The 22,690-nt window shown below is 61.8% G+C and carries 26 protein-coding genes; 12 read left to right on the top strand and 14 right to left on the bottom strand.

Annotation, left to right across the window (positions count from 1 at the left end; genetic code table 11):
- Positions 1-8: 8 nt before the first annotated feature.
- The 4 genes from VCK47_RS07630 (at position 9) to VCK47_RS07615 (ending at position 1,968) form a co-directional block, all read left to right on the top strand.
- A complete protein-coding gene (locus tag VCK47_RS07630; RefSeq protein WP_322891809.1) occupies positions 9-368 on the top strand; it encodes a diacylglycerol kinase in 360 nt (119 codons plus the stop codon).
- Positions 335-1,315, top strand: a complete 981-nt coding sequence (locus VCK47_RS07625; protein ID WP_322891808.1) for a glycosyltransferase family A protein — start codon at positions 335-337, stop codon at positions 1,313-1,315. The genes VCK47_RS07630 and VCK47_RS07625 overlap by 34 nt, the downstream gene beginning before the upstream one ends.
- A 72-nt stretch (positions 1,316-1,387) precedes the next feature.
- Entirely contained in the window at positions 1,388-1,651 is a 264-nt protein-coding gene (locus VCK47_RS07620; protein WP_322891807.1) for a DUF6455 family protein, read from the top strand.
- Between the two features lie 89 nt (positions 1,652-1,740).
- Positions 1,741-1,968, top strand: coding sequence for a hypothetical protein (locus tag VCK47_RS07615; RefSeq protein ID WP_322891806.1), 228 nt, complete (start codon positions 1,741-1,743; stop codon positions 1,966-1,968).
- 124 nt (positions 1,969-2,092) lie between these two features.
- On the opposite strand, the gene VCK47_RS07610 is transcribed toward VCK47_RS07615, so the two are convergent.
- From VCK47_RS07610 to VCK47_RS07595, 4 genes are all read right to left on the bottom strand, one after another.
- Entirely contained in the window at positions 2,093-3,007 is a 915-nt protein-coding gene (locus tag VCK47_RS07610) for an abortive infection family protein (RefSeq protein WP_322891805.1), read from the bottom strand.
- Positions 3,004-4,392: a 30S ribosomal protein S12 methylthiotransferase RimO gene (gene rimO / locus VCK47_RS07605; protein ID WP_322891804.1), complete on the bottom strand. Its 1,389-nt coding sequence runs from the start codon at positions 4,390-4,392 to the stop codon at positions 3,004-3,006. Before rimO ends, VCK47_RS07610 begins: the two co-directional genes overlap by 4 nt.
- Before the next feature lie 63 nt (positions 4,393-4,455).
- A complete protein-coding gene (locus tag VCK47_RS07600) occupies positions 4,456-5,064 on the bottom strand; it encodes a GcrA family cell cycle regulator (RefSeq protein WP_322891803.1) in 609 nt (202 codons plus the stop codon).
- Positions 5,065-5,202: 138 nt separating this feature from the next.
- A complete protein-coding gene (locus VCK47_RS07595) occupies positions 5,203-5,814 on the bottom strand; it encodes an SH3 domain-containing protein (RefSeq protein WP_322891802.1) in 612 nt (203 codons plus the stop codon).
- An 84-nt stretch (positions 5,815-5,898) separates the two neighbouring features.
- Between VCK47_RS07595 and VCK47_RS07590 the strand changes: the two genes are divergently transcribed.
- On the top strand, positions 5,899-6,702 hold the full coding sequence (locus VCK47_RS07590) for an ABC transporter permease (protein ID WP_322891801.1): 804 nt from the start codon (positions 5,899-5,901) through the stop codon (positions 6,700-6,702).
- A 5-nt stretch (positions 6,703-6,707) separates the two neighbouring features.
- Here the strand turns inward: VCK47_RS07590 and VCK47_RS07585 are convergent, their stop codons facing one another.
- The 3 genes from VCK47_RS07585 to VCK47_RS07575 are packed head-to-tail and all read right to left on the bottom strand — an operon-like array spanning position 6,708 to position 9,268.
- Positions 6,708-7,121, bottom strand: coding sequence for a hypothetical protein (locus VCK47_RS07585; protein ID WP_322891800.1), 414 nt, complete (start codon positions 7,119-7,121; stop codon positions 6,708-6,710).
- 53 nt (positions 7,122-7,174) lie between these two features.
- On the bottom strand, positions 7,175-8,059 hold the full coding sequence (locus VCK47_RS07580; protein WP_322891799.1) for a DMT family transporter: 885 nt from the start codon (positions 8,057-8,059) through the stop codon (positions 7,175-7,177).
- A gap of 48 nt (positions 8,060-8,107) precedes the next feature.
- Complete coding sequence (locus VCK47_RS07575; protein ID WP_322891798.1) at positions 8,108-9,268, bottom strand: exo-alpha-sialidase; 1,161 nt, start codon at positions 9,266-9,268, stop codon at positions 8,108-8,110.
- Positions 9,269-9,523: 255 nt separating this feature from the next.
- On the opposite strand from VCK47_RS07575, the gene VCK47_RS07570 reads away from it, so the two are divergent.
- The 3 genes from VCK47_RS07570 to argF are packed head-to-tail and all read left to right on the top strand — an operon-like array spanning position 9,524 to position 12,125.
- Positions 9,524-10,705: an aspartate aminotransferase family protein gene (locus tag VCK47_RS07570; protein WP_322891797.1), complete on the top strand. Its 1,182-nt coding sequence runs from the start codon at positions 9,524-9,526 to the stop codon at positions 10,703-10,705.
- Positions 10,698-11,180: a GNAT family N-acetyltransferase gene (locus VCK47_RS07565; RefSeq protein WP_322891796.1), complete on the top strand. Its 483-nt coding sequence runs from the start codon at positions 10,698-10,700 to the stop codon at positions 11,178-11,180. The genes VCK47_RS07570 and VCK47_RS07565 overlap by 8 nt, the downstream gene beginning before the upstream one ends.
- Positions 11,181-11,219: 39 nt before the next feature.
- The gene (gene argF / locus VCK47_RS07560) at positions 11,220-12,125 is read left to right on the top strand and encodes an ornithine carbamoyltransferase (protein ID WP_322891795.1); all 906 of its coding nucleotides are present in this window, start codon (positions 11,220-11,222) and stop codon (positions 12,123-12,125) included.
- A gap of 52 nt (positions 12,126-12,177) precedes the next feature.
- Here argF and hrpB read toward each other — a convergent pair whose 3' ends face one another.
- From hrpB to VCK47_RS07540, 4 genes are all read right to left on the bottom strand, one after another.
- Positions 12,178-14,583 (bottom strand): ATP-dependent helicase HrpB, encoded by a 2,406-nt coding sequence (gene hrpB / locus VCK47_RS07555; RefSeq protein ID WP_322891794.1) that lies wholly within the window; start codon positions 14,581-14,583, stop codon positions 12,178-12,180.
- A 106-nt stretch (positions 14,584-14,689) separates the two neighbouring features.
- A complete protein-coding gene (gene rpmB, locus VCK47_RS07550) occupies positions 14,690-14,977 on the bottom strand; it encodes a 50S ribosomal protein L28 (protein ID WP_007205845.1) in 288 nt (95 codons plus the stop codon).
- Between the two features lie 157 nt (positions 14,978-15,134).
- Positions 15,135-16,124 carry a methylmalonyl Co-A mutase-associated GTPase MeaB gene (gene meaB, locus VCK47_RS07545; protein WP_322891793.1) on the bottom strand — a complete coding sequence of 330 codons (990 nt, stop codon included), beginning with the start codon at positions 16,122-16,124 and terminating at the stop codon, positions 15,135-15,137.
- A 45-nt stretch (positions 16,125-16,169) separates the two neighbouring features.
- The gene (locus VCK47_RS07540; protein ID WP_322891792.1) at positions 16,170-16,487 is read right to left on the bottom strand and encodes an arginine transporter; all 318 of its coding nucleotides are present in this window, start codon (positions 16,485-16,487) and stop codon (positions 16,170-16,172) included.
- A 156-nt stretch (positions 16,488-16,643) separates the two neighbouring features.
- On the opposite strand from VCK47_RS07540, the gene lepA reads away from it, so the two are divergent.
- The 3 genes from lepA to VCK47_RS07525 all read left to right on the top strand — a co-directional run bounded on the left by lepA (position 16,644) and on the right by VCK47_RS07525 (position 19,780).
- Positions 16,644-18,443: a translation elongation factor 4 gene (lepA, locus tag VCK47_RS07535; protein ID WP_322891791.1), complete on the top strand. Its 1,800-nt coding sequence runs from the start codon at positions 16,644-16,646 to the stop codon at positions 18,441-18,443.
- Between the two features lie 3 nt (positions 18,444-18,446).
- A complete protein-coding gene (locus tag VCK47_RS07530; protein ID WP_322891790.1) occupies positions 18,447-19,394 on the top strand; it encodes a pentapeptide repeat-containing protein in 948 nt (315 codons plus the stop codon).
- A gap of 197 nt (positions 19,395-19,591) precedes the next feature.
- Entirely contained in the window at positions 19,592-19,780 is a 189-nt protein-coding gene (locus tag VCK47_RS07525; RefSeq protein ID WP_322891789.1) for a CTP synthetase, read from the top strand.
- Between the two features lie 146 nt (positions 19,781-19,926).
- Here VCK47_RS07525 and VCK47_RS07520 read toward each other — a convergent pair whose 3' ends face one another.
- Both VCK47_RS07520 and VCK47_RS07515 read right to left on the bottom strand, forming a co-directional pair.
- Complete coding sequence (locus VCK47_RS07520) at positions 19,927-20,040, bottom strand: entericidin A/B family lipoprotein (protein WP_322891788.1); 114 nt, start codon at positions 20,038-20,040, stop codon at positions 19,927-19,929.
- 66 nt (positions 20,041-20,106) lie between these two features.
- Positions 20,107-20,844, bottom strand: a complete 738-nt coding sequence (locus tag VCK47_RS07515; RefSeq protein ID WP_322891787.1) for an alpha/beta fold hydrolase — start codon at positions 20,842-20,844, stop codon at positions 20,107-20,109.
- A 77-nt stretch (positions 20,845-20,921) separates the two neighbouring features.
- Between VCK47_RS07515 and VCK47_RS07510 the strand changes: the two genes are divergently transcribed.
- On the top strand, positions 20,922-21,290 hold the full coding sequence (locus VCK47_RS07510) for a hypothetical protein (protein WP_322891786.1): 369 nt from the start codon (positions 20,922-20,924) through the stop codon (positions 21,288-21,290).
- Positions 21,291-21,330: 40 nt separating this feature from the next.
- Here VCK47_RS07510 and glyA read toward each other — a convergent pair whose 3' ends face one another.
- Positions 21,331-22,626, bottom strand: a complete 1,296-nt coding sequence (gene glyA / locus VCK47_RS07505) for a serine hydroxymethyltransferase (protein WP_322891785.1) — start codon at positions 22,624-22,626, stop codon at positions 21,331-21,333.
- Positions 22,627-22,690: the final 64 nt, after the last annotated feature.

Here is a 22,690-nt window from a genome sequence, read left to right as displayed (position 1 = left end):
CAACAGCCATGTGGCAACAGATGATGCGGGTGCGGCAAAGGGCGATCTGGTCGTGGGACGGGTTCATGCATGTCTGCCGCACCGAAGGGTCGATGGCGCAATGGCTCGTACTGAACGCGGTCTTTGGCGTGCTGGCCTTTGTGCTGCCCCTGTCGGGGGCGGAACGGGGGATGCTGCTGATGGGGGGCCTTTTCGTGCTGGCGGCGGAATGCGTGAACACCGCGATCGAGCGGATCGTCGACGATATCAGCATGGCGCGGCGGGACGCGGCCAAATACGCCAAGGATTGCGGGTCGGCGGCTGTCGCCGTCACGGGCATCGCAGTAGGCGTCGCGTGGGTCTGCGTGGTCGCGGGGCTGATCTGGTGACGGGCATGGCAGCGGCAACGATCCTGCCCGTCTCTTTGGTCATCGTGTCCGATTTCGAACCGGGCGCAAAATCATGGGTGGACGAAGACACCTGCCTGCGCAGCTTTCTGGCAGACTCCGGCGGCCTACCAAGCGATGTCGTCATCGCGGCCTCTGCCCAGTTTCAGGACAGCGCTGTGCCAGACTGGTCGGGCCTGCCCGTGCCCGTCAGCGTGGTTTTTGTCGACAGCCAGGAATCCGCCCAGATCAAGAACGGCGCGACAGCGCATGTGCGCGAAAACTACGTCGCCGTGGTCGAGGCGGATTGCCTCTGCGCCCCCGGCTGGCTTGGGGCGCTCTATGGCGCAATGATCGCGCAACCCGATCTTGATGCGGTATCGGGGCTGACCTTCTACGAGCCCACCTCTGCCCTGCGCCGGGTGTCGTCGCTTTTTGACCGTGGGTTCATGCTGGACCGCACGACCGATGGCCGCGTCGTCCATGTGTCCAACAATGGCGCGCTGTACAGGAAGGACGTGCTGCTGCGCTTCCCCTATGCGCCCGACCCCAGCCCGTTCGTCAGTGCGCACCGCAGGCAGAACGCGATGCGCGATGCAGGCGTGCGGTTTGGTCTGGTCACGCAGGCAGCGCAGTTTCACGCCTTTGGCGGGTGGCCGTTCATCGTCGATGTGCGCAGGAACAAGGGCTTTCAGGATGCGGTCATGCACCCGCCCTCGGCGCGGGCGCCCCGCAGCCTGTCGCGCCGGATCGGATGGTATCTGCGCCGGTTCGGCAAAAACATCCTGTCCGATTACCGGCTGTTGCGCCGCGCCTTCGGGGTCTATTGCAAGCCGCACGATCTGCCCCTCGCCGTGCTTTATCCGTTCATCGTGCGTCCGATCGAAACACGGGGTGCCATGCTGGCGCTGCGTGGCCATGCCGCCCTGCCCGATACCGCCTATCGCTAGGGCCATTTGATCCAGCGCAAGGACCGCCGGAATCACCCGTGGCACCTTGGGTCCAATGAATGGAGGTCCAAGATGCAAACATTGGGTGACATGCGCGAACATTTCCTGCGGGTGGTGAAGATGTCCAAAGCCTGCGGGGTCAACCTGTCGACCGCGCTGGACGAACGCCAGATCGACGCGCCCGAATACGCCGATATGGTCACACGCTGCCGCGGCTGCAGCGAAGTCGGCAAATGCGACAAGCTGCTGGCGACGATGCCTGCCCTGCCGCAAGCGCCTGCCTATTGCGAAAACCGCGACGAATTCGCCCAATTGCGCGGCTTGCAGGCGGTCTGACGCCCGATTTCGGGGTGCGACGTTCTGGAATGTTTGCCAAACAGACGTTCCGGCCTATGCTTGACCTAGTGTCAACATAGGAGGACGACATGCGTTTGATCGTACTTGCCTTGGCCATGCTGCCCGCCGCGGCCTTTGCCCAGGAAACGACCCTGCCTACCCCCGCCGAACCTGTGGCCCAAAGCTGCCCCGTCGGGATGACCTTCAACGCCGCCACGCAAAGCTGCGGCATCATGCCAGAAACAACCACCCCGATGCCCGCCGCCAGTGGTGGCTATGGCTGCAGCTTCTCTGCCGCAAGGGAAGTGACGTCGTAAGCCAAGCCAGCTGGAAGGGAACCAGAGAGCGCATCGCGAGAGCGGTGTGCTTTTTTGTTGAGGTATGCTCGGACAGAGAAAAATGAGTTAGCGCGCAGCGTAGCAGGTTAGACACAATGCGCTGTTAAGCCTTCTTTTTCTTTACATATGTCTCTGTTGCAAAATCCACAAACGCGATGGCGGAGGAAGCTGCGAGCCTTGCATGACGCGGTTCGAGGCCAAAGTGTTTTCCATCACGACCATGTCCCGACCCATACAAGCCCCTTAGCTCGGAAATTCCCTTGGTAATTGCCGCTAAATTGCTAAGAATGACTTTTATTGTATCATAGCCTCTTGCTTCGTTTGGTATGCCTTCGGGAACCAGTCCAAGTTGCTTGCACAGTTTCTTTGTTAAGGTTGGCAGGTCATCGGTTTTTCCTATCTCAACCCCTTCTTGCTCAAGAATAGTTTTACAGCAAGATTCGATCAAGTCTTTTGCAGTTCCTATGGCTAATGATGGGTCTCGTTCAATCGAATCTTGAATGCGAGCTATCTCAGTCTGCATCCAGTTTGAGGATAAAACATCGGCTGCGGTATATGCGCGATCAATTTTACTATGAAAACTACCAATAGTTTGAGCAATATATTTGGCTCTTCCAGCAATTCTTTCCGACTCCACCAACTCCCAACCTGCACCTTTAAGCTGGTCGTTGATATGTCCTGCCAATTTCTCTTGCTGATCCCTATCAGGCCGAACAAGTGGATGTATCATCTCGCAAACAAATTTGAGAAAATCCTGTGTTGAGCAATCAAGTAACCCGAACCTAGTATCCGAGAAAACCCAGTTTCTTTCCCAATCGTCGTTGTTTAGGCGATGCTGCCAGATGTCTCCAGCAGCATTTGAATGTCTGCTATCAAAAGACCTCATTTCATTTAGGTTATACAGCCTAGATAGGAAAGCCACGTCATCTAGTTTTCCACCAAAATACAAACCCTCAAGTTCAATTCCATCGAAAATATTCTGTCGAATACGACGGTCTATCTTTGGCTCAGTATTCAAACCACCCCACCCCACAAATCATACTCCCCCGCCTCATCCACCACAACTTGCACGATATCACCCACGGACAGCGCCTCTGTCCCTTCGTCGATGAACAGGTTGCCGTCGATCTCGGGTGCGTCGGCCCATGTGCGGCAGGTCGCGATGCCGTCCTCGTCGATGTCGTCCACGATGACCTCCAGCCGCTTGCCGACCTTGGAGGCCAGCTTGGCGGCGGAAATCGCCTGCGCCTTTTCCATGAAACGGTCCCAGCGGTCCTGTTTGACCTCGGCCGGCACATGGTCGGGCAGGGCGTTTGACCGCGCGCCTGCGACGTTTTCATACTGAAAACAGCCCACGCGGTCGAGTTGCGCCTCGTCCAGCCAGTCGAGCAGGTGCTGGAATTCCGCCTCTGTCTCGCCGGGGTAGCCGACGATAAAGGTGCTGCGCAGGGTGATATCGGGGCAAATGCTGCGCCATGCGGCGATTTCATCCAGCGTTTTCGCCGCCGCCGCAGGCCGCGCCATGCGCCGCAGCACATCGGGGTGGGCATGCTGGAACGGAATGTCGAGATAGGGCAGCACGCCGTTGGCAGGGTCCGCCATCAGCGGGATCAGGTCGCGCACATGCGGATAGGGATAGACGTAATGCAGCCGCACCCAAGCCCCCAACTGCCCCAGCTCGCGCGTCAGGTCGGTGATATGGCTGCGCACTTCGCCGTCTTTCCACGGGTTCAGGTCGTATTTGCGGTCAAGCCCGTAAGCTGACGTATCCTGCGAAATGACCAGCAATTCGCGCACGCCTGCCTGCACCAGCTTTTCCGCCTCGCGCAATACTGCATGGGCGGGGCGGCTGGCGAGTTTGCCGCGCATATCGGGGATGATGCAGAATTTGCACTTGTGATTGCAGCCTTCGGAAATCTTCAGATAGCTGTAATGGCGCGGTGTCAGGCTGACACCTGTCGCAGGCAAAAGGTCGATGAACGGGTCGGGGCTGGGCGGGACGGCCAGATGCACGGCGTCGAGCACCTGTTCGTATTGATGGGGTCCCGTCACCGCCAAGATCCGCGGATGATGTTCGCGGATGTAATCGGGTTCGGCCCCCAGACAGCCCGTCACGATGACCTTGCCGTTCTCGCGCAGGGCTTCACCGATGGCATCAAGGCTTTCGGCCTTGGCACTGTCGAGAAATCCGCAGGTGTTGACGATGACCGCCTCGGCGCCTGCGTAATCGGCGCTGATCGCGTAGCCTTCGGCGCGCAGGCGGGTCAGGATGCGTTCGCTGTCGACCAGCGCCTTGGGGCAGCCAAGGCTGACCATGCCGATGGTCGGCTGGCCGGGGCGGCGGGTGTCGGTGACTTGCGCGCGGGCAAGATCGGGGCGGAGCGAGGGCGGATTCTGTGTCATAGCCCCCTATAGACGGTCCAAAGGGCGCTGGTAAGGTGGGTCTTGACCCACCCTACGGGGATTTTAACGCCGCCGGTCGCGCCGTGCCGACATCGGCTGGAACGCCACACCCACATGCGCCTCGCAATAGGGTTTGCCTTGCTGGACGGGCAGGCCGCAGAACCAGAAATCTTCGGTCGCGGGATCGCCCACTGGCCATTTGCAGGTTTTCTCGGTCAATTCCATCAGCGTCAGCCGTTTGGCGGTCTTTTCGACCTCGTTCACCTTGGCCAAAGCCTCGGGGCTGATCTCGTTGGCGGAAGGTTGCGGTGGCAGAGGCTGGCCTGCGGGAATGATCGCGCGGCGGGCGGCGGAAATCGGGATGCCGTTCTCGTCGAGTTCCAGCTCTTCCTTGATGGCCACGGCCACGCTTGGCTTGGCCTTGGGCGCAGGTTTCGGCGCGGCTTTCGCAGCGGGGGCTTCGACCGTCTCGGCAGGCTTTTCCTTGGGCGCGGGTTTGGCGGCGGGGGCGGCTGCCCCCGTGCCCGCGCGGTTGGACAAGCCCAGCCTGTGGACCTTGCCGATCACGGCATTGCGGGTCACACCGCCAAGTTCCTTGGCGATCTGGCTGGCGGACTGGCCGTCGCCCCACATCTTCTTGAGCGTCTCGACGCGCTCGTCTGTCCAGGACATATGACTTCCTTCGGTTTGCTGGCCGGATACCCCGTCAGGGTCGCGCCACGCCTTGTCTGACCACCCATACTAGTCACTGGCGCGGGTGATGTGAAGGCGCTCCGGCGCCTTTTGCACAAGTTCCGGTAGGGTGTGGCCTCAATAGAGGCTGCAACAGCCCCGATGCCCGAAGGCATCGTCGATATAATGCAGTCCGAAGGCCAGATCGCTCATCCCGTCGTTGCACATGCCGGGCAGGATATGTGACCGGACAGGCACACCATCGGCCGACCAGTCGAAGAACACGGTATTGGCGCCGACGAATTCGCCTGCGCCGCTGCCATAGATCGCCGTCACGGGATAGTCGGCCTCGCCTTCGGGGGTGGACAGCACCACCCGCGCGTCGGTGATCGCCAACGACCAGAAAGGTTCGGTGCCAAAGCAGGTCAGATTGCGCGCCGCATAGCCCAAAGGCCCGTCCACGGGCGCGCTGCGCTGCAAGAACCGCGCAGCGACCCAGCCCGCGCGTTCCTGATGGTTGACCATGGCCCAGCCGCCTGCGGTGCTGAAGGCTAGGACCTCGACCGCCGTGCGGTCAAAGGCCAGCGCGCCGATGATCTCGGCCCGCGCGTTGGGGGCGGCCCTGATGTTGAGCTGGTCGTCGGACGCGACGCCCACCACCTCGTAAAGCGCGGGCAGAACCGGCGGCACGCTGTCGGCGGCGGTGGTCAGCGGCCAGACCGCAAACGCAAGACACAGGATCAATCGCATCATCTGTCCTTTCGACCGGCCAGATCGGGGTGGCCACCGGAACAGGATAGGATATGTCAGGCCCCAAGACAAAGGACCGATTGCATGACAACCAAGACAGAAATGGGTGTGCGCCGCTTTGGGCGGGTGAACTGGCTGGGCGCATGGACCCTGACCAACCGCGAAATCAGGCGCTTTCTGAATGTCTGGTTGCAGACGGTGATGGCGCCCCTGATCAACGCGGGCCTGTTCCTGATGATTTTCACCATCGCCATCGGATCGCAGCGCGGCGATGTGATGGGGGTGGATTTCATGACCTTCCTTGTGCCTGGCATCCTGACCATGACGGTGATCCAGAACGCCTTTGCCAACACCTCGTCCAGCCTTGCCTCGGCCAAGGTGCAGGGCAATATCGTCGATACCCTGATGCCACCCCTGTCGGCGGGCGAGCTTGTCACCGGCTATATCGGCGGGGCTGTCGCGCGCGGTGTGCTGGTAGGTGTCGTGATCGCTGCAGGGTCGTTCGTATTTCTGGATGTGGGGCTGGTGCATGCAGGCTGGGCGGTCACCTTTGTGCTGCTGGGGTCGGTGCTGATGGGCGGGCTGGGCATGATTGCGGGCATTTATGCCAACAAGTTCGACCAGTTGTCAGCGATCACCAACTTTCTGGTGACGCCGCTCGCCTTTTTGTCGGGGACATTCTATTCCATCGACGCCTTGCCGCCGTTCCTGCAGACGCTGAGCCACGCCAACCCGTTCTTTTACATCATCGACGGGGTCCGGTTCGGCATGATCGGCGTCAGCGACAGCAGCCCCTGGACGGGGCTTTGGGTCGTGACGGGCACCTGCATCGTCGTGCTGGCGGTGTGTCACCGCTGGATGAAAACGGGCTACCGGCTAAAAGCCTGACCTGCTTAATAGATGTCGCGCACCGGAATGCCGCGCGCTGCCATGACAGAGACCATCGTCTCAAGGTCCGGCATATCGCGGCGAAATGTCTTTTCCTCGGTCCCGTCCTTGTAAACGATGACGATGCTGGTTTCGGCATCGCCTTGCGTTGCGCGCAGAAAGGCGATGTCGTCAAGCGCGACCGCGCGTGGTTTGTGCCAGGCGGACAGCACCAGATAGGTATCATCGACACGGATGCCCGTCACGGGCCGTGGCACCAGCATCAGCGCCAGCGTCAGCGCGGCCAGCACCCAGACAAGCCACATCAGCTCGGTCGCATCCGTCACAGAAACCGCCGCGAGCAGAAGGACAACCCCCATGCCGCAGAGCCAGATCACCGCTTTGCCGCGCGCGCGGCGATACTCATAAACGTCGTTCATACACTGTTTTCTAGCACGGCATCATGGCTGCATTTTGTCCTGCCGCAGGTTGATTAGTGCGCAGTCTGCCTCTTTCTCTCGCGCCAGGCGAGCAATGTTGCGCCGCTGAGGATAATTGCCGCACCCAGCAGGCTGATTCCATCGGGGATCACATCAAAGAGGATGCCGTCGTAAAGTGCGGCAAAGACAAGGGTCAAGTAACTGAACGGGGTGACGAAACTGGCGTCAGCGCGCGCCATCGCGTTGATGAAACAGGTCTGCGCTGCGGCCATCAGCACGCCGATCCCTGCCAGCGCCGCCCATTGCCCGGGCGTCGGCATTGTCCAGACCGGCAGGACCGCCATGGTTGCAATGCACAGCCCGATCGCGTTGTTGACCAGCAAGATCTGGAACGGCGGTTCGCGATTGGCCAGTTTCTTGATAAAGATCAGCTCCATCCCCATCAAAACCGCCGCGCCTAGTGCCAAAAGCCCCGCGATCTGGAACGTGTCTGGTCCGGGGCGCAGCAGGACCAGCGCCCCGATCAGCGCCGTCGCCGCCGCGACCCAGCGCCATGGGCCGACTTTTTCGCCCAGAAACGGGATCGCCAGCAGCATCCCGAAAACGGGGTTCAAGAAACTGATCGCCGTCGCGTCTGACAACGGGATAAAGGCGACAGCCGCGAACATCAGCGTCACGCCGCCCCAGCCAAAGGCCGTGCGCCCGACATGCAGCCGCAGGTCGGGTTGCCTGATCGTGGGGCGCACAACGGCGGCGACCATTGCCAGCGCCAGAAACGCGAACAGGAACCGCCCGTGGCTGACCTGCAGCGGGTGGAACGGCGCGCCCAGCGTGCCTGTGCCCAGCAGTTTTGCAAGGATCATCGTGCCTGCGATGAACGCGGTCGCGGTCAGCATGAAGGCAATGGCAAGCGGTGGGTTGGGTGCGCGCAGGGTCATGCGCAGCGTTGTGATCCGCTGCCCTGCTATTGGCAATCGGCAAACGTCTCAGCCGCGGTCCAGCACCTCGACCGCAAGGACGGTGGGCAGGTGGCGGGCGATTTCCTGCCAATGATCGCCTTCGTCGGTGCTGGCAAAAACCGACCCGCTGTTGGTGCCGAAATAAACACCCGCCGGATCGCGCCTGTCGCCGCCCATCGCCTGCCGCAGAACGGTGAAATAGCAGCTTTGCTGCGGAAGCCCGTCACGCATCGCCTGCCAGCTTTGCCCGCCATCGCGCGTGCGCCAGACGGCGGCGGCGGCATCGGGCGGATAGCGTCCGGCGCTGTCGCCGTTCAGGGGCAGGGTCCAGACGGTATCGGGGTCGGTCGGATGCACGCGGATCGGAAAGCCGAAGGTCGAGGGCAGCCCTGCGTTGATATCATCCCAACTGCGCCCGCCATCGGCAGACCGCCAGACACCGTGGTGGTTTTGCTGGTAAAGCACGTCACCTCCACCCGGTGCGCGCATCATGTTGTGGACGCAATGCCCCGTTTCGCCGTCGCGCGGGGCGGCGGGGTGGTCGTGATGGGCGCAGTCCGTGGTGTTGGACAGGCGGTTGCGGCGGTCCCATGTGGCGCCGCCATCCTCAGTTGCAAAGACACCGGCGGCAGAGATACCCACCCACATTTTGCGCGGATTGGCCGGATCGCTGACGATCGTGTGCAGCACCAGCCCCGCCGCGCCGCCGTGCCAGTCGGCAGCACTCGGGTGGTCGGTCAGCCCGCCCACCTTTTCCCAAGTCGCACCCTGATCGGTGCTTTTCAGCAGCATCGCAGGCTTGGTTCCCGCGTAAAGCACACCATCCGCATAGGCTAATGACCATATCTGGGTGAACGCATCGTCAAACGGCAGCGGTGCGTCTGTCCAGCCGATCATCGCGGCAAAGTCGGGGTCATTTGCGGCCCAGTTGTCCATCTGGCCTTTTGTCAGCTTGGCCAGTTCCCACGTCCGACCCTGATCCGCCGACCGCCAAACACCCGCGCCGTGCCAGTCGCCGCCTCCGCCAGCCCAGAGCATGCCGCTGTCGGGATCACCGATCACATGGTTGATCGGCCAGCCATCGCATAGGGGCGTGCTGCAGGACCAGTCGGCGCGCGTGGCGTCGCTTGATAGCAAAATGGTCCCCTTGGTCGTGCCGACCAGCACTGTCACGGTGTTTTGCGACATCAGGACCTCCCGCTGTTTTGCCAGATATTAGCATTTTTCGCGGCGCAAAAAGTGAAATTCACGCAGGGGCGGATTTTCGGCTTCTCTTGGCCGAAACGACGCGCTACGATCAAGGGATGACGAACCGCTTTCATCAGAGCCTTCGACGCCGACGCGATTTCGCGCGCGCCTGAGTTACGTCTGCCTATCCCCCAAATAAATTGACTCTGCTGCATTGGTCCTGCACCAATCTGGCGTATTGAAAAGGATGATCCCATGATCGCATCTGTTCTGCCGACCTATTCGCGCGCGCCTTTGACATTCACGTCAGGGTCCGGGTCGTGGTTGACCGAGGCCGACGGACGCCGATTTCTGGACCTTGGCGCAGGGATCGCGGTCAATGCGCTGGGCCATGCGCATCCCGCACTGGTCGAGGCACTGACGACGCAGGCCAATGCGCTCTGGCATGTCTCGAACCTTTACAACATTCCCGCTCAGCAAAAGCTGGCTGATCTGCTGGTGGAAAAGACCTTTGCCGATACGGTTTTCTTTACCAATTCCGGCACCGAAGCCTGCGAACTGGCCGTCAAGATGGCGCGCAAATACTGGTATGACAAAGGCCAGCCCGAGCGGACCGAGATCATCGCCTTTACCGGATCGTTCCATGGCCGCTCCAGCGCGGGGATCGCGGCGGCGGGCTCTGAAAAGATGACAAAAGGTTTCGGCCCTCTGCTGCCCGGTTTCACCCATCTGGATTTCGGCGATCATGACGCGCTGCAGGCGGCTGTCGGAGATCATATCGCCGCGATCATCGTCGAACCTGTGCAGGGCGAAGGTGGTATCCGCCCGCTGCCTGATGTCTGCCTCAAAGGGCTGCGCGATCTGTGCGATGAACACGGCATCCTGATGATTTTGGACGAGGTGCAATGCGGCATGGGTCGCACAGGCAAATTGTTCGCGCATGAATGGGCGGGGATCACGCCTGATATCATGATGGTCGCCAAAGGCATCGGCGGGGGCTTTCCCTTGGGGGCGGTGCTTGCCACGGAAAACGCGGCCTCTGGCATGACAGCGGGCACGCATGGGTCCACCTATGGCGGCAATCCTCTGGCCTGTGCTGTCGGTCTGCGGGTCATGGAGATTGTCGCAACGGATGATTTTCTGGCGGAAGTGAACCGCAAGGCCGGACTGCTACGGCAGAAACTGGAAGGGCTTGTCGCCGCCCATCCCGATGTGTTCGAGAAAGTGCGCGGGTCGGGCCTGATGCTGGGGCTGAAATGCAAGGCGACCAATACCGATATCGTCAGGGCGGGTTACGGGCAGGGCGTCCTGACGGTTCCTGCGGCGGATAATGTGATCCGCCTGCTGCCGCCGCTCACCATCACGGACGAGGAGATCGGGCAGGCCGTTGCAAAGCTCGATGCTGCCGCGGTCCAGATGCAAAGGGAACATGCGTAACTATGAATTCCCCAAGCTGAACGCGGCTGATCTGCCGCTGCTGGAACGCTGGTTCCGGCTGGCGCATGTCAGGGTCTGGTGGCCGGATACAGTAAAGCAGTTGACGATGATGGAAAAAGACCTCGACAATCCGCAGATCGACATGCGGCTGGTGACGCTGAACGGGCATCCGTTCGCCTATATCCACGACCATGACGCGCGGGCCTTTACCATGCCGCAATATGGCGACCTGCCAGCGGGCGCGCGGGTCATGGCGACCTTTGTGGGCGACAGCGACTTTAGCGGGCAGGACCATCCGCCGTCCTATATCGCGGCACGGCTGCGCCAGTTGCGTCTGCAATACCCGCTTGTCGCCGTTGGCCCCAACACCACCGACACCCGCGCCATCGCGACCTATGCGAAAGCGGGATTTCTCAAGCGACGACTGGCCCCGACCAAGGACGGCAAACTGGTGCAGGTCATGACCCACCTTTGAACACCGGCCGCAGGAACCGGCCCAATAAAAGCGAATAGTATGAATCATTTTCTTGATATCCATGTCACCCCTGCGGACGATCTGTCCGCGATCATCGCCAATGCGCGCCGGATGAAGGACGCCCGCAACGGGCTGCCCAAAGGCACGCCCGATGCCGAACAGCCGCTGGCGGGCCATATGGTCGCGCTGATCTTTGAAAAGCCATCGACGCGGACGCGCGTGTCCTTCGACGTGGGCGTGCGCCAGTTGGGCGGGCAGACCATGGTGCTGTCGGGCACCGACATGCAGCTGGGCCATGGCGAGACCATCGCCGATACCGCGCGCGTGTTGTCGCGCTATGTCGACCTGATCATGATCCGCACGTTCGAGGAACAGACTCTGCTGGATATGGCGGAATATGCCTCTGTGCCCGTCATCAACGGGCTGACGAACCGCACGCATCCTTGCCAGATCATGGCCGATATCATGACCTTCGAGGAACATAACGGCCCGATCAAAGGTAAAAAGGTTGTCTGGTCCGGCGACGGCAACAACGTCTTTGCCAGCTTCGCCCATGCCGCCAAGCAATTCGACTTCGATCTCGTGTTCACAGGTCCGCCCCCGCTCGACCCTGATCCGGCGCTGGACGGGCTTTACACCATCGTGCGCAATCCGAACGAGGCCGTGCAGGGCGCCGATCTGGTGGTCACGGATACATGGGTGTCGATGCACGACCCGCAATCTGCCCGCGAACGCCGCCACAACCAGCTGCGCGGCTATCAGGTCAACGACGCGCTGATGGCCAAGGCGAAACCGGATGCGCTCTTCATGCACTGCCTGCCCGCCCACCGCGAGGACGAGGCGACCAGCAGCGTCATGGACGGCCCCAATTCGGTGATCTTCGACGAGGCGGAAAACCGGCTGCACGCGCAAAAGGCGATCATGCGGTATTGTCTGGGGCGTTGAGCCGAAAAGATTTTATGCCTCCGGCGGGGATATTTGGGCCCGGAAGATGGGCTCAGGTGCCGCGCGGTTTGGCGCGCAGCGTAGGGTCGGCCTCTGTCGGGTCCTCGGGCCAGGGGTGGCGCGGATAACGGCCGCGCATGTCGCGCCGCACATCCGCGTAGGACGTGGCCCAAAAGCCCACGATATCCTGTGTCACCTGCACGGGTTTCTGGCCCGGCGACAGGAGCGTGATCCGCAGCGGCACGCGCCCCACCATCGGGTGGCGTGTGGTGCCGAACATTTCCTGCAGGCGCAGGGTGATCGCGGGTGTCGCATCGTCATAGTCGATGGGGATCTTGCGGCCCAAAGGGGTTTCGAAACTGGCGGGGGCTGCAGCATCGAGCCGTTGCATCTGGTCCCAGTCCAGCATGGCGCGCAGCGCGGGCAGGGCGTCAAAGCGTTTCCAGTCCTCGGCGCTGCGCACGCCCGCAAGATAGGGCAGCAGCCAGTCGTCGAGCGTGTCCATCAGCGTTGCGTCATCCATGGCGGGCAGACCATCGACCAAAGCGACCCGCGCCTGAAACCGCCGTGCGGCGGGCGAGAATTGCAGCCCAAGCTGGCGCACACCGTCGAGCATGGCCCGCGCGACCGTGTCGTCGGGCGCATCCGGCCAGACGCGGTCATCGAGCACCAGCGCCCCGAACCGTTCCTGCCTGCGCGCCAGCACCTTGCCGTCGCGCCGTGACCATTGGCAGAGGTCGTGCCAACAGATGCGGTCGGCAAAGAGCCCGCGCAATGCGGCATCCGTGATCGCTGTCGCCTGCCGCACGCGCGCTTCGAGCTTGTCACCATCGAGATCGGTCGCCACGATCAACCGCTGCCCCGCCAGCGGATCGGCGATGTCGATCACCGCCCCTTTGCCGCCCGACAGCAGATAGCGTGGCGCGTCGCCCTTGCGGCGCAGCCCGATCCGGTCGGGATAGGCGAGTGCGGCCTGTTCGGCGAGTGTCATCGGCGGGCGTTTGGGCAGGCCTTTGGCAAGGCGGGGGATTTCGGCCTTGATCTGGGCAAGGGCGGCAGGATTGACCTGCCCCGGCCCGTCGTAGCGCCCTTGCAGTGCCTGTATCCGCAGCGCCAGATCGACAGGGGCACCGCGCAGGGGATCGCGCGCGGCCAGCAGGGCTGCCAGGGGGGCGGCCTGTGCGCCTGCCTTTTGCAGCATATGCCCAAGGCGCGGATGCAGCGGCAGCGCCGCCAGCGCGCGCCCATGTGCCGTGATCCGCAGATTGGCATCCAGCGCGCCAAGGCTTTGCAGCAAGGCGCGCGCCTCGGCCAGGGCGGCGGGGGGTGGCGGGGTCAGAAAGCCCAGATCATCGCTGCCCCAGACCGCGAGTTCCAGCGCAAGGCTTGCCAGATCGGCGGCCTCGATTTCCGCAGGGGCAAAGGCGGGCAGCGCGCCATCCTCGCCCTTGGTCCAAAGCTTGTAGGCGTCACCGGGGGCGACACGGCCTGCGCGCCCTGCGCGTTGGGTGGCCTCGGCGCGGCTGACCCGTTCGGTTACAAGGCGCGACATGCCGGAGCCGGGGTCGAACCGCGCGCGCCGTGCGCGCCCTGCATCAACGACGACGCGGATATCGGGGATCGTCAGCGAGGTTTCGGCGATGGATGTGGATAGCACGACCTTGCGGCCCGACGTGACAGGTGCAAGCGCTGCGCGCTGGTCTTTGAACGGTAGCGCGCCGTAGAGCGGGCGGATCACGCAGTCATGGGGCAGGCGGCCTGACAGGGCGGCCATGGTCGCCCTGATCTCGCCTTCTCCGGGCAGAAAGACCAGCACGCCGCCAGTGGTTTCCTGCACAGCACGGACCACCAGATCGGCGGTGGCTTGCGGCAGGCGGGTGGTTTTGGGCAGGGCGGTGTCCAGAAAATGCGCGGTGACGGGGTAGGATTGCCCCTGCGAGGTGATAATCGGCGCGTCATCCAGCATCACGGCGACAGGGGCGGCGTCCAATGTGGCCGACATCACCAGCAAGATCAGATCTGGGCGCAGCACGCCGCGGGATTCCCAGGCCAGCGCCAGCCCCAGATCGGCGTTCAGCGACCGTTCGTGGAATTCGTCGAAGATCACGGCACCGACGCCTGTCAGCGCAGGGTCGGACTGGATCATGCGGGTCAGGATGCCTTCGGTCACCACCTCGATGCGGTCACCGGGCTGGCTTTCGCCGCGCATCCGGTAGCCGACGGTCTGGCCCGGCACCTCGCCCAGCGATTCTGCCAGCCGTTCGGCGGCGGCCCGCGCGGCAAGGCGGCGGGGTTCGAGCATGACGATCTTGCCCGTGGTCAGCCCGGCCTCCAGCATGGCCAGCGGGACGCGCGTGGTCTTGCCCGCACCGGGGGGCGCCTGCAAAACGGCACGGCCGTGCTGGCCAAGGGCTGCGACCAGATCGGGCAGGATTGTATCGATGGGCAGGTCGGTCATGGTGACGGTCTGACGCGGGCGGCAGGCGCGGTCAAGCTCGGCTGCAGAACGAAAAACGCGGCCGTTTGCACGACCGCGTTCAAAGCATCCGCCTTGGGCTGCTGGCTTATGCCGCTGCAGTCGCCTTGGCGATTTCTTTTTTGATCTTCAGCGCGTCTGGCGACAGTTCTGCCTCTTTCGCCTTGGCCATAAAGGCGTCCAGACCACCGCGGTGATCGACGGTGCGCAGTGCTGCGTTCGAGATTTTCAGCTTGAACGAACGGCCCAGCACGTCGGACTGCAGCGTGACGTCCTGAAGGTTCGGCAGGAACCGGCGGCGGGTGTGGTTCTTGGCGTGGCTGACGTTGTTGCCAGACATCGGGCCTTTTCCAGTCAATTCGCAACGGCGCGACATGGGCGTTTTCCTTGTTCTGAGGGATATCGCCGGCCAGACTGGCGGGACATCCTGCATACGGGTTGGAACCCCGCAATGCAGGGTCGGCATAAGATCAGCGCGAAATAGGCGGATTCCCCGACAGCGTCAACCCGCTTTGCCAAGGCGTCGCATCAATTCAGTTGCGGCGCAGCGGGCCAAGCACTTGGGCGGCGGCGGCGGTCGGTGACAGGGCTCCCGATGCCACGGCATCCTGCGCCGCCTCGATCCGTGCGCGGGTTGCGGGATCGTCGAGTTGCAGTTGCAGCAGACCTTGGCGCAGATCCTCGGTGAACCAGTGGTTGGCCTGATCCTTGCGGATCTGGTCCCAAAGCCCCTGCGCGCGGCGCCATTCCGCCAGATGTTGCATATCGTCCCATGCGGCAGCGATCCCGTGCTGTTCCAGCGCGGACACCGTTATGGCCTTCGGGAAACCTTTGGGGTCTTGCGGGCGTTTGCGCAGCAGGCGCAGGGCACCGGCATAATCAGCACAGGTGCGCGTGGCCTGCGATTTCAGATCGCCGTCGGCTTTGTTCACCAGAATCAGATCGGCCATTTCCATGATACCGCGCTTGACGCCCTGCAATTCATCACCCCCCGCAGGGGCGAGCAGTAGGACGAACAGATCGGCCATTTGCGCCACCACGGTTTCGGACTGGCCGACGCCCACGGTCTCGATCAGCACGATGTCGAACCCCGCCGCCTCGCACAGGGCCACAGCCTCGCGGGTGCGGCGGGCAACACCGCCAAGCTGGGTCTGGCTGGGGGAGGGGCGGATGAACGCCATCGGATCGCGCGCCAGATGATCCATCCGCGTCTTGTCGCCCAAGATCGACCCGCCTGTGCGCGCCGAGGACGGATCGACCGCCAGCACCGCGACACGTTTGCCCTGCGCGGTCAGCATCAGGCCGAAACTTTCGATGAAGGTCGATTTGCCCACGCCGGGCGTCCCCGATAGCCCGATGCGCAGCGCCTGCCGGTCGGTGCCAAGGGCGCTCAGTAAGGCCACGGCAGCGGCGCGGTCATCAGCGCGCCCGCTTTCGACCAGCGTGATCCCCTTGGCCAGCGCACGCCTGTCGCCCGCACGGATGCGCTGGGCCAGATCATCGGGGGGCGGGTTCCGGGTCATACTGCCTTCATATCGGGCAGGGCGGCGCTGTCCAGTGTGTTGGGCCTAGGCCGTGACCGGACGGCAGACCTGTGTCGCAAGATCGGTGAAGGCGCGGTAGCGGCCCCAGAATGCACGGTCGTTGGGGTCGCTTGACTGGCGGGTGTCCTGCGCGCGCTGCGGATCGGCAAAGAAGGTCGCGGCACGCGCCTGATCACGGCTTGACAGCGACTGGTTGGCGACCTGCTGGACGCAGGAACACAGTTGCGGCGATGCCGCGACACGGCCCGCGCTGTTGCATGCAGCACTGATATCGCCGGACACGCGCCCGCCACCACAGGCGGCCAGTGTCGCGACCGCACCCATCACCAGAAAAATCCGCATCCTGCCTGTCCTCTGCCCGCATCTTGCCTTTTGCGGCAATATGCAGCCTTGGTCCGCGCATTGCAATTCACGAAGGCGAACTGACCCGCGCAGAGGCGCATTCCCTGCGGCAACATCGAGATTGACGGGAGCCGAAATCCGCACCATATCCCAGCCATGACAGACCTTTCGCATATCCGCAATTTCTCGATCGTGGCGCATATCGACCACGGTAAATCGACGCTGGCTGACCGCCTGATCCAGTCGACCAACACCGTGTCCGCGCGCGAGATGAAAGAACAGATGCTCGACAGCATGGATATCGAGCGTGAGCGTGGCATCACGATCAAGGCCAACACCGTGCGGATCGATTATACCGCCGACAATGGCAAGGCATACGTCCTGAATCTGATCGACACCCCCGGCCACGTCGATTTCGCCTATGAGGTCTCCCGCTCCATGCGCGCCGTCGAAGGCTCGCTCCTGGTCGTTGACAGCACCCAAGGGGTCGAGGCGCAGACGCTGGCCAACGTGTATCACGCGCTGGACGCGGGCCATGAAATTGTGCCTGTGCTGAACAAGATCGACCTGCCCGCCTCGGAATGCGATCAGGTCGCAGCCCAGATCGAGGATGTGATCGGGCTGGACGCATCGGGCGCGATCCGCGTGTCGGCGAAAACCGGCATTGGCATCCACGAGACGCTGGAAGCCATCGTCAACCTGCTGCCCGCCCCGCAGGGCGACCGCGATGCGCCGCTCAAGGCGATGCTGGTGGACAGCTGGTATGACAGCTATCTGGGCGTTGTCGTGCTGGTGCGGATCATCGACGGCACGATGAAGAAAAACGACCGCGTGCGGTTCATGTCCAACGGCACCGTCCACCAGATCGACAAGATCGGCGTCTTCCGGCCCAAGATGCAGGATGTCGAAATCCTTGGCCCCGGTGAAATCGGGTTCATCACCGCATCGATCAAACAGGTCCGCGACACCCGCGTCGGCGACACGATCACGTCCGAGAAAAAGGGCACCGATCAGGCGCTGCCGGGCTTCAAGCCCGCGCAGCCCGTGGTGTTCTGCGGCCTCTTCCCCGTCGATTCCTCGCAGTTCGAGGATCTGCGCGACGCGATCGAAAAACTGGCGCTGAACGATGCTTCTTTCAGCTTCGAGATGGAAACCTCCGCCGCCCTCGGCTTTGGCTTCCGCTGCGGGTTCCTTGGGCTGCTGCACCTCGAAGTCATCCGCGACCGGATCGAGCGGGAATATGACATCGACCTCATCACGACCGCACCGTCGGTGGTGTACCACCTTTACATGCGCGACGGCGAGATGCGCGAATTGCACAACCCCGCCGACATGCCCGACCTGACCCATGTCGACCATCTGGAAGAACCGCGCATCAAGGCGACGATTCTGGTGCCCGACGAATACCTCGGCGATGTGCTGAAACTCTGCCAAGACCGCCGCGGCGTGCAGCTGGACCTGACCTATGCGGGCAGCCGCGCGATGGTGGTGTACGATCTGCCGCTGAACGAGGTGGTGTTCGACTTCTACGACCGCCTGAAATCCGTGACCAAGGGCTATGCGTCCTTCGACTATGTCCTGACCGGATATCAGGAGGATCATCTGGTCAAGATGTCCGTGCTGGTCAACGACGAACCCGTCGACGCGCTGTCGATGATGGTGCACCGCGACCGGGCCGAGATGCGCGGCCGCGCGATGGTGGAAAAGCTCAAAGACCTGATCCCCCGCCACATGTTCAAGATCCCGATTCAGGCGGCCATCGGCGGCAAGGTCATCGCCCGCGAAACCCTGTCCGCGCTGCGCAAGGACGTAACCGCGAAATGCTATGGCGGCGATGCCACGCGCAAACGCAAGCTGCTGGACAAGCAGAAGGCCGGGAAAAAGAAGATGCGGCAGTTCGGGAAAGTGGACATCCCGCAGGAGGCGTTTATTTCTGCGCTGAAGATGGATAGTTGAAACGTGGCCGATACTGAAGATTTAGCAGACCTAAAATCGGGCGCTAGAGACTTGGTAGGGAGTGTCTTAGATGGCGCAGATCTAAGGGGTTTCGATTTACGTGGCCGCGACTTTGGGCGTGCAAATCTAAAGAATGCAGATTTCTCTGGCTCCGACCTTGAGGGTTGTAACTTTGCGGAAGCAAAATTAGCGTACGCTTCGTTTAGGGCTGCAAATCTCGCTGGAAGTAATTTTACGGACGCGATGCCCGACGTAGATTTTTCCTTTGCGAGCCTGAAGTCGACCAGAATAGACTGCTTTGTTATATCTTCGAGATTTCACAGAGCTAATCTTGAGTTCGCAGACTTTCGTGGAAGCACTATTGATGAAGGTTGTGATTTTACTGAAACCATTGTCAACGAAGAAACAAACTTTGAGGGAGTTAAGGCCTTAAGGCTTTACCTGAAAGAAGCTGCATTCAAGTACTATGACCTTCGACGCAGCACGCTATTCAAGCGCGTCGAGAAACCTCACGATGAAGTCGGTCTAGATCAAGTTTCGCTAGTTGCGTTGCGGGCGATTGATGAAGGGTTGCGCAACCTTGATAACTTTAGTGAAGTCGCGGATTACGATAGGGGGAGAGCGCAGATTGGTCACAATCAGCCTCCTCTGGAGTTTGCAATTGATCCTCAATACCTCCAAGAGGTAAAAAAAGCACTAGAGGACGCGCGAGACACTATCAGTTCGGGTGAAAAAGACGAAACTAAGCTAAAACGAGCAATTGAAAAGGTCAGGTTTCTAGCTCGCACCGCGATGGATTGGATAGCATGGCAGGCCAATAACTTTGCAACCGAATTCGCTAAAGAAGCCGGAAAAACTATCGGCAGCAAAACGGCTTTTATCGTTATGACAGCACATTTTTCTGGGGCTATGACGGAATTATCAAATTTCTTAGCGGCGTTGCTCAGCTAGCCGACTTCTTGTGCCAATAGCAGGATCGCCTTATCTGCCATAAGCAAGTGTAGGGTGCGCACTTGCTGCGCACCATATCCACCCGGCGCTCCATCGGTGCGCCAAAGGCACACCCCCCCCACTTGACCCACATCAAGGCATACCCCTGCCGCCTCGGCTACCCCTTCTCGCGACAGTGCATTCCAGAGGGGTCATTCATGTTTCGTCTTGCATCCATGCTCTACAGCATCATCGGGACCAGTTTCGCGGGCAGTTTCGTGATCGCGGCGCTGGCGACCGGATATGACACGCTGGGGCCGATCATCATCGCGGCGACGGCGGGTGCGATACTGGGGATTCCCGCCAGTTGGTACGTCGCCCGCGCGATCACGCAAAATATTCGCTGAGCGGCCCGATCAAAATGTCACCTTCGCGCGTTAAGGATGCATCAACCTGATGGAGGTGACGATGCATTACCTGCCCCACGGCTTTGCGGTCTTTCTTGGCGGCGCCTGTCTGGCCGTGATCTGGACCTCGGCCCAGCTCTGGTAGATCAGAAGGCGTTTTCGACGGCTTGTCCGGCGCTGGTGATATCGCGCCCGACGCCCTGCACGGTGTTGCAGGCGGTCAGGCCAAGGATGGCGACGAGGGCAAGCAGACGGATCATCGGAAACTCTTTCGCTGTTGATGCGGCAATCCTAATGGACCGGCCCGCCGCGCGCAAGATTGCGCCCTAGCCCAGAAAGGCCGCGACCGCGCCCACGAATTCGCGCGGTTTTTCCGCATGCAGCCAGTGCCCCGCATCGGGGATCTTGGCGAAAACCGCGTTGGGAAACAGCGCCTTGATCGGCGCGCGATGGGCGGCGGTGACGTAATCCGACTTGCCCCCCGACAGAAAGAAGGCCGGCCCGTCGAACTGCCCCGCAAGCTGTGGAAAGCCGATGATCGTGTCCATCTCGGCGGCCAGCACATCAAGGTTCAGCCGCCAGCACCTGTCCTTCATGTCCAGACTTTGCAGCAGGAAATCCGCCACGCCCGCGCCCAGTTCGCCCATCTGTGCCTTGGCCTCGGCCCTGCTCGTGATCTCCTCCAGCCGCACCCGCCGCATCGCATCCAGCGGGCCATGCTGGTCGTGGGTATAGGCGACAGGCGCAATATCGGCGACGATCAGTTTGCGCACCAGATCAGGCCGCTTCACCGCCAGCACCATCGCGGCCTTGCCTCCCATCGAATGGCCCAACACATCCATCGGGCGGTCCATCACCTCGACCAGATCGGCGGCCATTTCGGGGTAGCTGTGGCTGTCGAACCACGGGCTGTCAGCGTGGTTGCGCATGTCGACCGTAATGACGGGGCGGGTTTCGGACAGCCGTTTGGCGATCACCCCCCAGTTGCGCGCGGACCCGAACAGGCCGTGGGCGATCAGAAGGGGAACGGCGCCGGGGCCGTCATGAAGGACCGTGTTCAACATGCATCTGTTGCTATCCTTCCTCGCCCGCAGAGGCCAGAGGGATTGAGCCGCCCCCGATAAGGATTTACCGCAGGGACATGGGATCCGACATACACATACAGATCGAAGAAATCCGTGCGTTGATTGACCAGAAGCTGGGTGTCCGCGCGCGCACCTTCGAGGCGCAGGTCCGCAAGGCCCGCCGCTTTCTGCCGCGCGGCCTGCGGCGGGAGCTGATCTATGTCGCGCAGGCGCAGGCGCTTGTCGATAACCCCAAGTTGCAGCGCATGATCGATCACCAGCGGCTGGACGCTGCCTATCGCAATGCTGTCTATCACCTGCAGCGGATCGACGTGAAGGAACGCCGCAGGACTGCCGCGCTCAACCTTGCGGCGTCGATCGCGTTCGGTCTGCTGGTGACGGGGATATTGGTGCTGGTCGTGCTGGTGCAGCGCGACCTGATCTGAGGCAACAGGGCGGGTCAATGACCCGCCCCATATAAAGTTCCTAAAGGTTGGTATAGATCGGGAACCGGTCACAAAGTGCTTCGACCTCGGCACGGACCTTCGCCTCGACCTCGCCATTGCCGTCCTCGCCATTCGCGGCCAGACCTTCGGTCACTTCGACGATCCAGTCGCCGATCTGGCGGAACTCGGCCTCGCCAAAGCCACGCGTCGTGCCTGCTGGTGTGCCCAGACGGATGCCGGACGTGACCATCGGTTTTTCGGGGTCAAAGGGGATGCCGTTCTTGTTGCAGGTGATATGGGCGCGGCCCAGTGCCTTTTCGGTCGCGTTGCCCTTCACACCCTTGGGGCGCAGGTCGACCAGCATCACATGCGTATCGGTGCCGCCGGTCACGATATCCAGACCACCTTTCATCAGCTGATCTGCCAGCGCCTGTGCGTTCTTGATGACCTGCGCCTGATAGGTCTTGAACTCTGGCCGCAGCGCCTCGCCAAAGGCCACGGCCTTGCCTGCGATCACATGCATCAGGGGGCCGCCCTGAATGCCGGGGAAAATGGCGGAATTGAATTTCTTCGCCAGATCCTCGTCATTGGTCAGGATCATGCCGCCGCGCGGACCGCGCAGGGTTTTATGCGTTGTCGTCGTGGCGACATGCGCATGCGGGAAGGGCGAGGGATACAGCCCCGCCGCGACCAGACCCGCGAAATGCGCCATATCGACCAGCAGATAGGCGCCGACGCTATCCGCAATCTCGCGCATTTTGGCGAAATCGATGATGCGGGGTATCGCGGACCCGCCCGCGATAATCATCTTGGGCTGGTGTTCGGTCGCCAGACGCGCGACCTCGTCATAATCCAGCAGGTTGTCCTGACGGCGCACGCCATACTGGATCGCGTTGAACCATTTGCCGGACTGGTTGGGCTTGGCCCCGTGCGTCAGGTGGCCGCCCGCATCCAGCGACATGCCAAGGATCGTATCGCCGGGCTGCAATAGCGCTTGGAACACGCCCTGGTTCGCCTGGCTTCCCGAATTGGGCTGCACATTGACGAAACCGCAATCAAACAGCTGGCAGGCACGTTCGATGGCAAGGTTTTCGGCCACGTCCACATGCTCGCAGCCACCGTAATAGCGGCGGCCCGGGTAGCCTTCGGCGTATTTGTTCGTCATCACGCCGCCCTGCGCTTCCATCACGGCGGCAGAGACGATGTTTTCGGATGCAATCAGCTCGATCTCCTTGCGCTGGCGCTTGAGTTCGGCCTGCATCGCGGCGTGCAGCACAGGGTCGCGCGTGGCGAGCGTTTCGGTGAAAAAGCCTTGGTCGCGGATCGTGATATTCATGGGGTGCATCCTCTTTGCTGGCGCCAGACAGGGTGATTGCGCCCCGTTTACCCCAGAAACCCCA

Source organism: Yoonia sp. 72, from assembly GCF_034652275.1.
Lineage (GTDB): Bacteria > Pseudomonadota > Alphaproteobacteria > Rhodobacterales > Rhodobacteraceae > Yoonia.
This window is presented reverse-complemented; position numbering and strand designations above follow the sequence as displayed.

What these genes read in the sequence shown, in the direction of transcription:
- rpmB (WP_007205845.1), bottom strand. Translation starts at nt 14,977, where the DNA reads ATGTCGCGCCGTTGCGAATTGACTGGAAAAGGCCCGATGTCTGGCAAC.
- lepA (WP_322891791.1), top strand. Translation starts at nt 16,644, where the DNA reads ATGACAGACCTTTCGCATATCCGCAATTTCTCGATCGTGGCGCATATC.
- VCK47_RS07620 (WP_322891807.1), top strand. Translation starts at nt 1,388, where the DNA reads ATGCAAACATTGGGTGACATGCGCGAACATTTCCTGCGGGTGGTGAAG.
- VCK47_RS07590 (WP_322891801.1), top strand. Translation starts at nt 5,899, where the DNA reads ATGACAACCAAGACAGAAATGGGTGTGCGCCGCTTTGGGCGGGTGAAC.
- VCK47_RS07615 (WP_322891806.1), top strand. Translation starts at nt 1,741, where the DNA reads ATGCGTTTGATCGTACTTGCCTTGGCCATGCTGCCCGCCGCGGCCTTT.
- VCK47_RS07580 (WP_322891799.1), bottom strand. Translation starts at nt 8,059, where the DNA reads ATGACCCTGCGCGCACCCAACCCACCGCTTGCCATTGCCTTCATGCTG.
- VCK47_RS07525 (WP_322891789.1), top strand. Translation starts at nt 19,592, where the DNA reads ATGTTTCGTCTTGCATCCATGCTCTACAGCATCATCGGGACCAGTTTC.
- VCK47_RS07515 (WP_322891787.1), bottom strand. Translation starts at nt 20,844, where the DNA reads ATGTTGAACACGGTCCTTCATGACGGCCCCGGCGCCGTTCCCCTTCTG.
- VCK47_RS07540 (WP_322891792.1), bottom strand. Translation starts at nt 16,487, where the DNA reads ATGCGGATTTTTCTGGTGATGGGTGCGGTCGCGACACTGGCCGCCTGT.
- VCK47_RS07510 (WP_322891786.1), top strand. Translation starts at nt 20,922, where the DNA reads ATGGGATCCGACATACACATACAGATCGAAGAAATCCGTGCGTTGATT.
- VCK47_RS07565 (WP_322891796.1), top strand. Translation starts at nt 10,698, where the DNA reads ATGCGTAACTATGAATTCCCCAAGCTGAACGCGGCTGATCTGCCGCTG.
- argF (WP_322891795.1), top strand. Translation starts at nt 11,220, where the DNA reads ATGAATCATTTTCTTGATATCCATGTCACCCCTGCGGACGATCTGTCC.
- VCK47_RS07575 (WP_322891798.1), bottom strand. Translation starts at nt 9,268, where the DNA reads ATGTCGCAAAACACCGTGACAGTGCTGGTCGGCACGACCAAGGGGACC.
- VCK47_RS07595 (WP_322891802.1), bottom strand. Translation starts at nt 5,814, where the DNA reads ATGCGATTGATCCTGTGTCTTGCGTTTGCGGTCTGGCCGCTGACCACC.
- VCK47_RS07585 (WP_322891800.1), bottom strand. Translation starts at nt 7,121, where the DNA reads ATGAACGACGTTTATGAGTATCGCCGCGCGCGCGGCAAAGCGGTGATC.
- VCK47_RS07600 (WP_322891803.1), bottom strand. Translation starts at nt 5,064, where the DNA reads ATGTCCTGGACAGACGAGCGCGTCGAGACGCTCAAGAAGATGTGGGGC.
- hrpB (WP_322891794.1), bottom strand. Translation starts at nt 14,583, where the DNA reads ATGACCGACCTGCCCATCGATACAATCCTGCCCGATCTGGTCGCAGCC.
- VCK47_RS07570 (WP_322891797.1), top strand. Translation starts at nt 9,524, where the DNA reads ATGATCGCATCTGTTCTGCCGACCTATTCGCGCGCGCCTTTGACATTC.
- rimO (WP_322891804.1), bottom strand. Translation starts at nt 4,392, where the DNA reads ATGACACAGAATCCGCCCTCGCTCCGCCCCGATCTTGCCCGCGCGCAA.
- glyA (WP_322891785.1), bottom strand. Translation starts at nt 22,626, where the DNA reads ATGAATATCACGATCCGCGACCAAGGCTTTTTCACCGAAACGCTCGCC.
- meaB (WP_322891793.1), bottom strand. Translation starts at nt 16,124, where the DNA reads ATGACCCGGAACCCGCCCCCCGATGATCTGGCCCAGCGCATCCGTGCG.
- VCK47_RS07520 (WP_322891788.1), bottom strand. Translation starts at nt 20,040, where the DNA reads ATGATCCGTCTGCTTGCCCTCGTCGCCATCCTTGGCCTGACCGCCTGC.
- VCK47_RS07630 (WP_322891809.1), top strand. Translation starts at nt 9, where the DNA reads ATGTGGCAACAGATGATGCGGGTGCGGCAAAGGGCGATCTGGTCGTGG.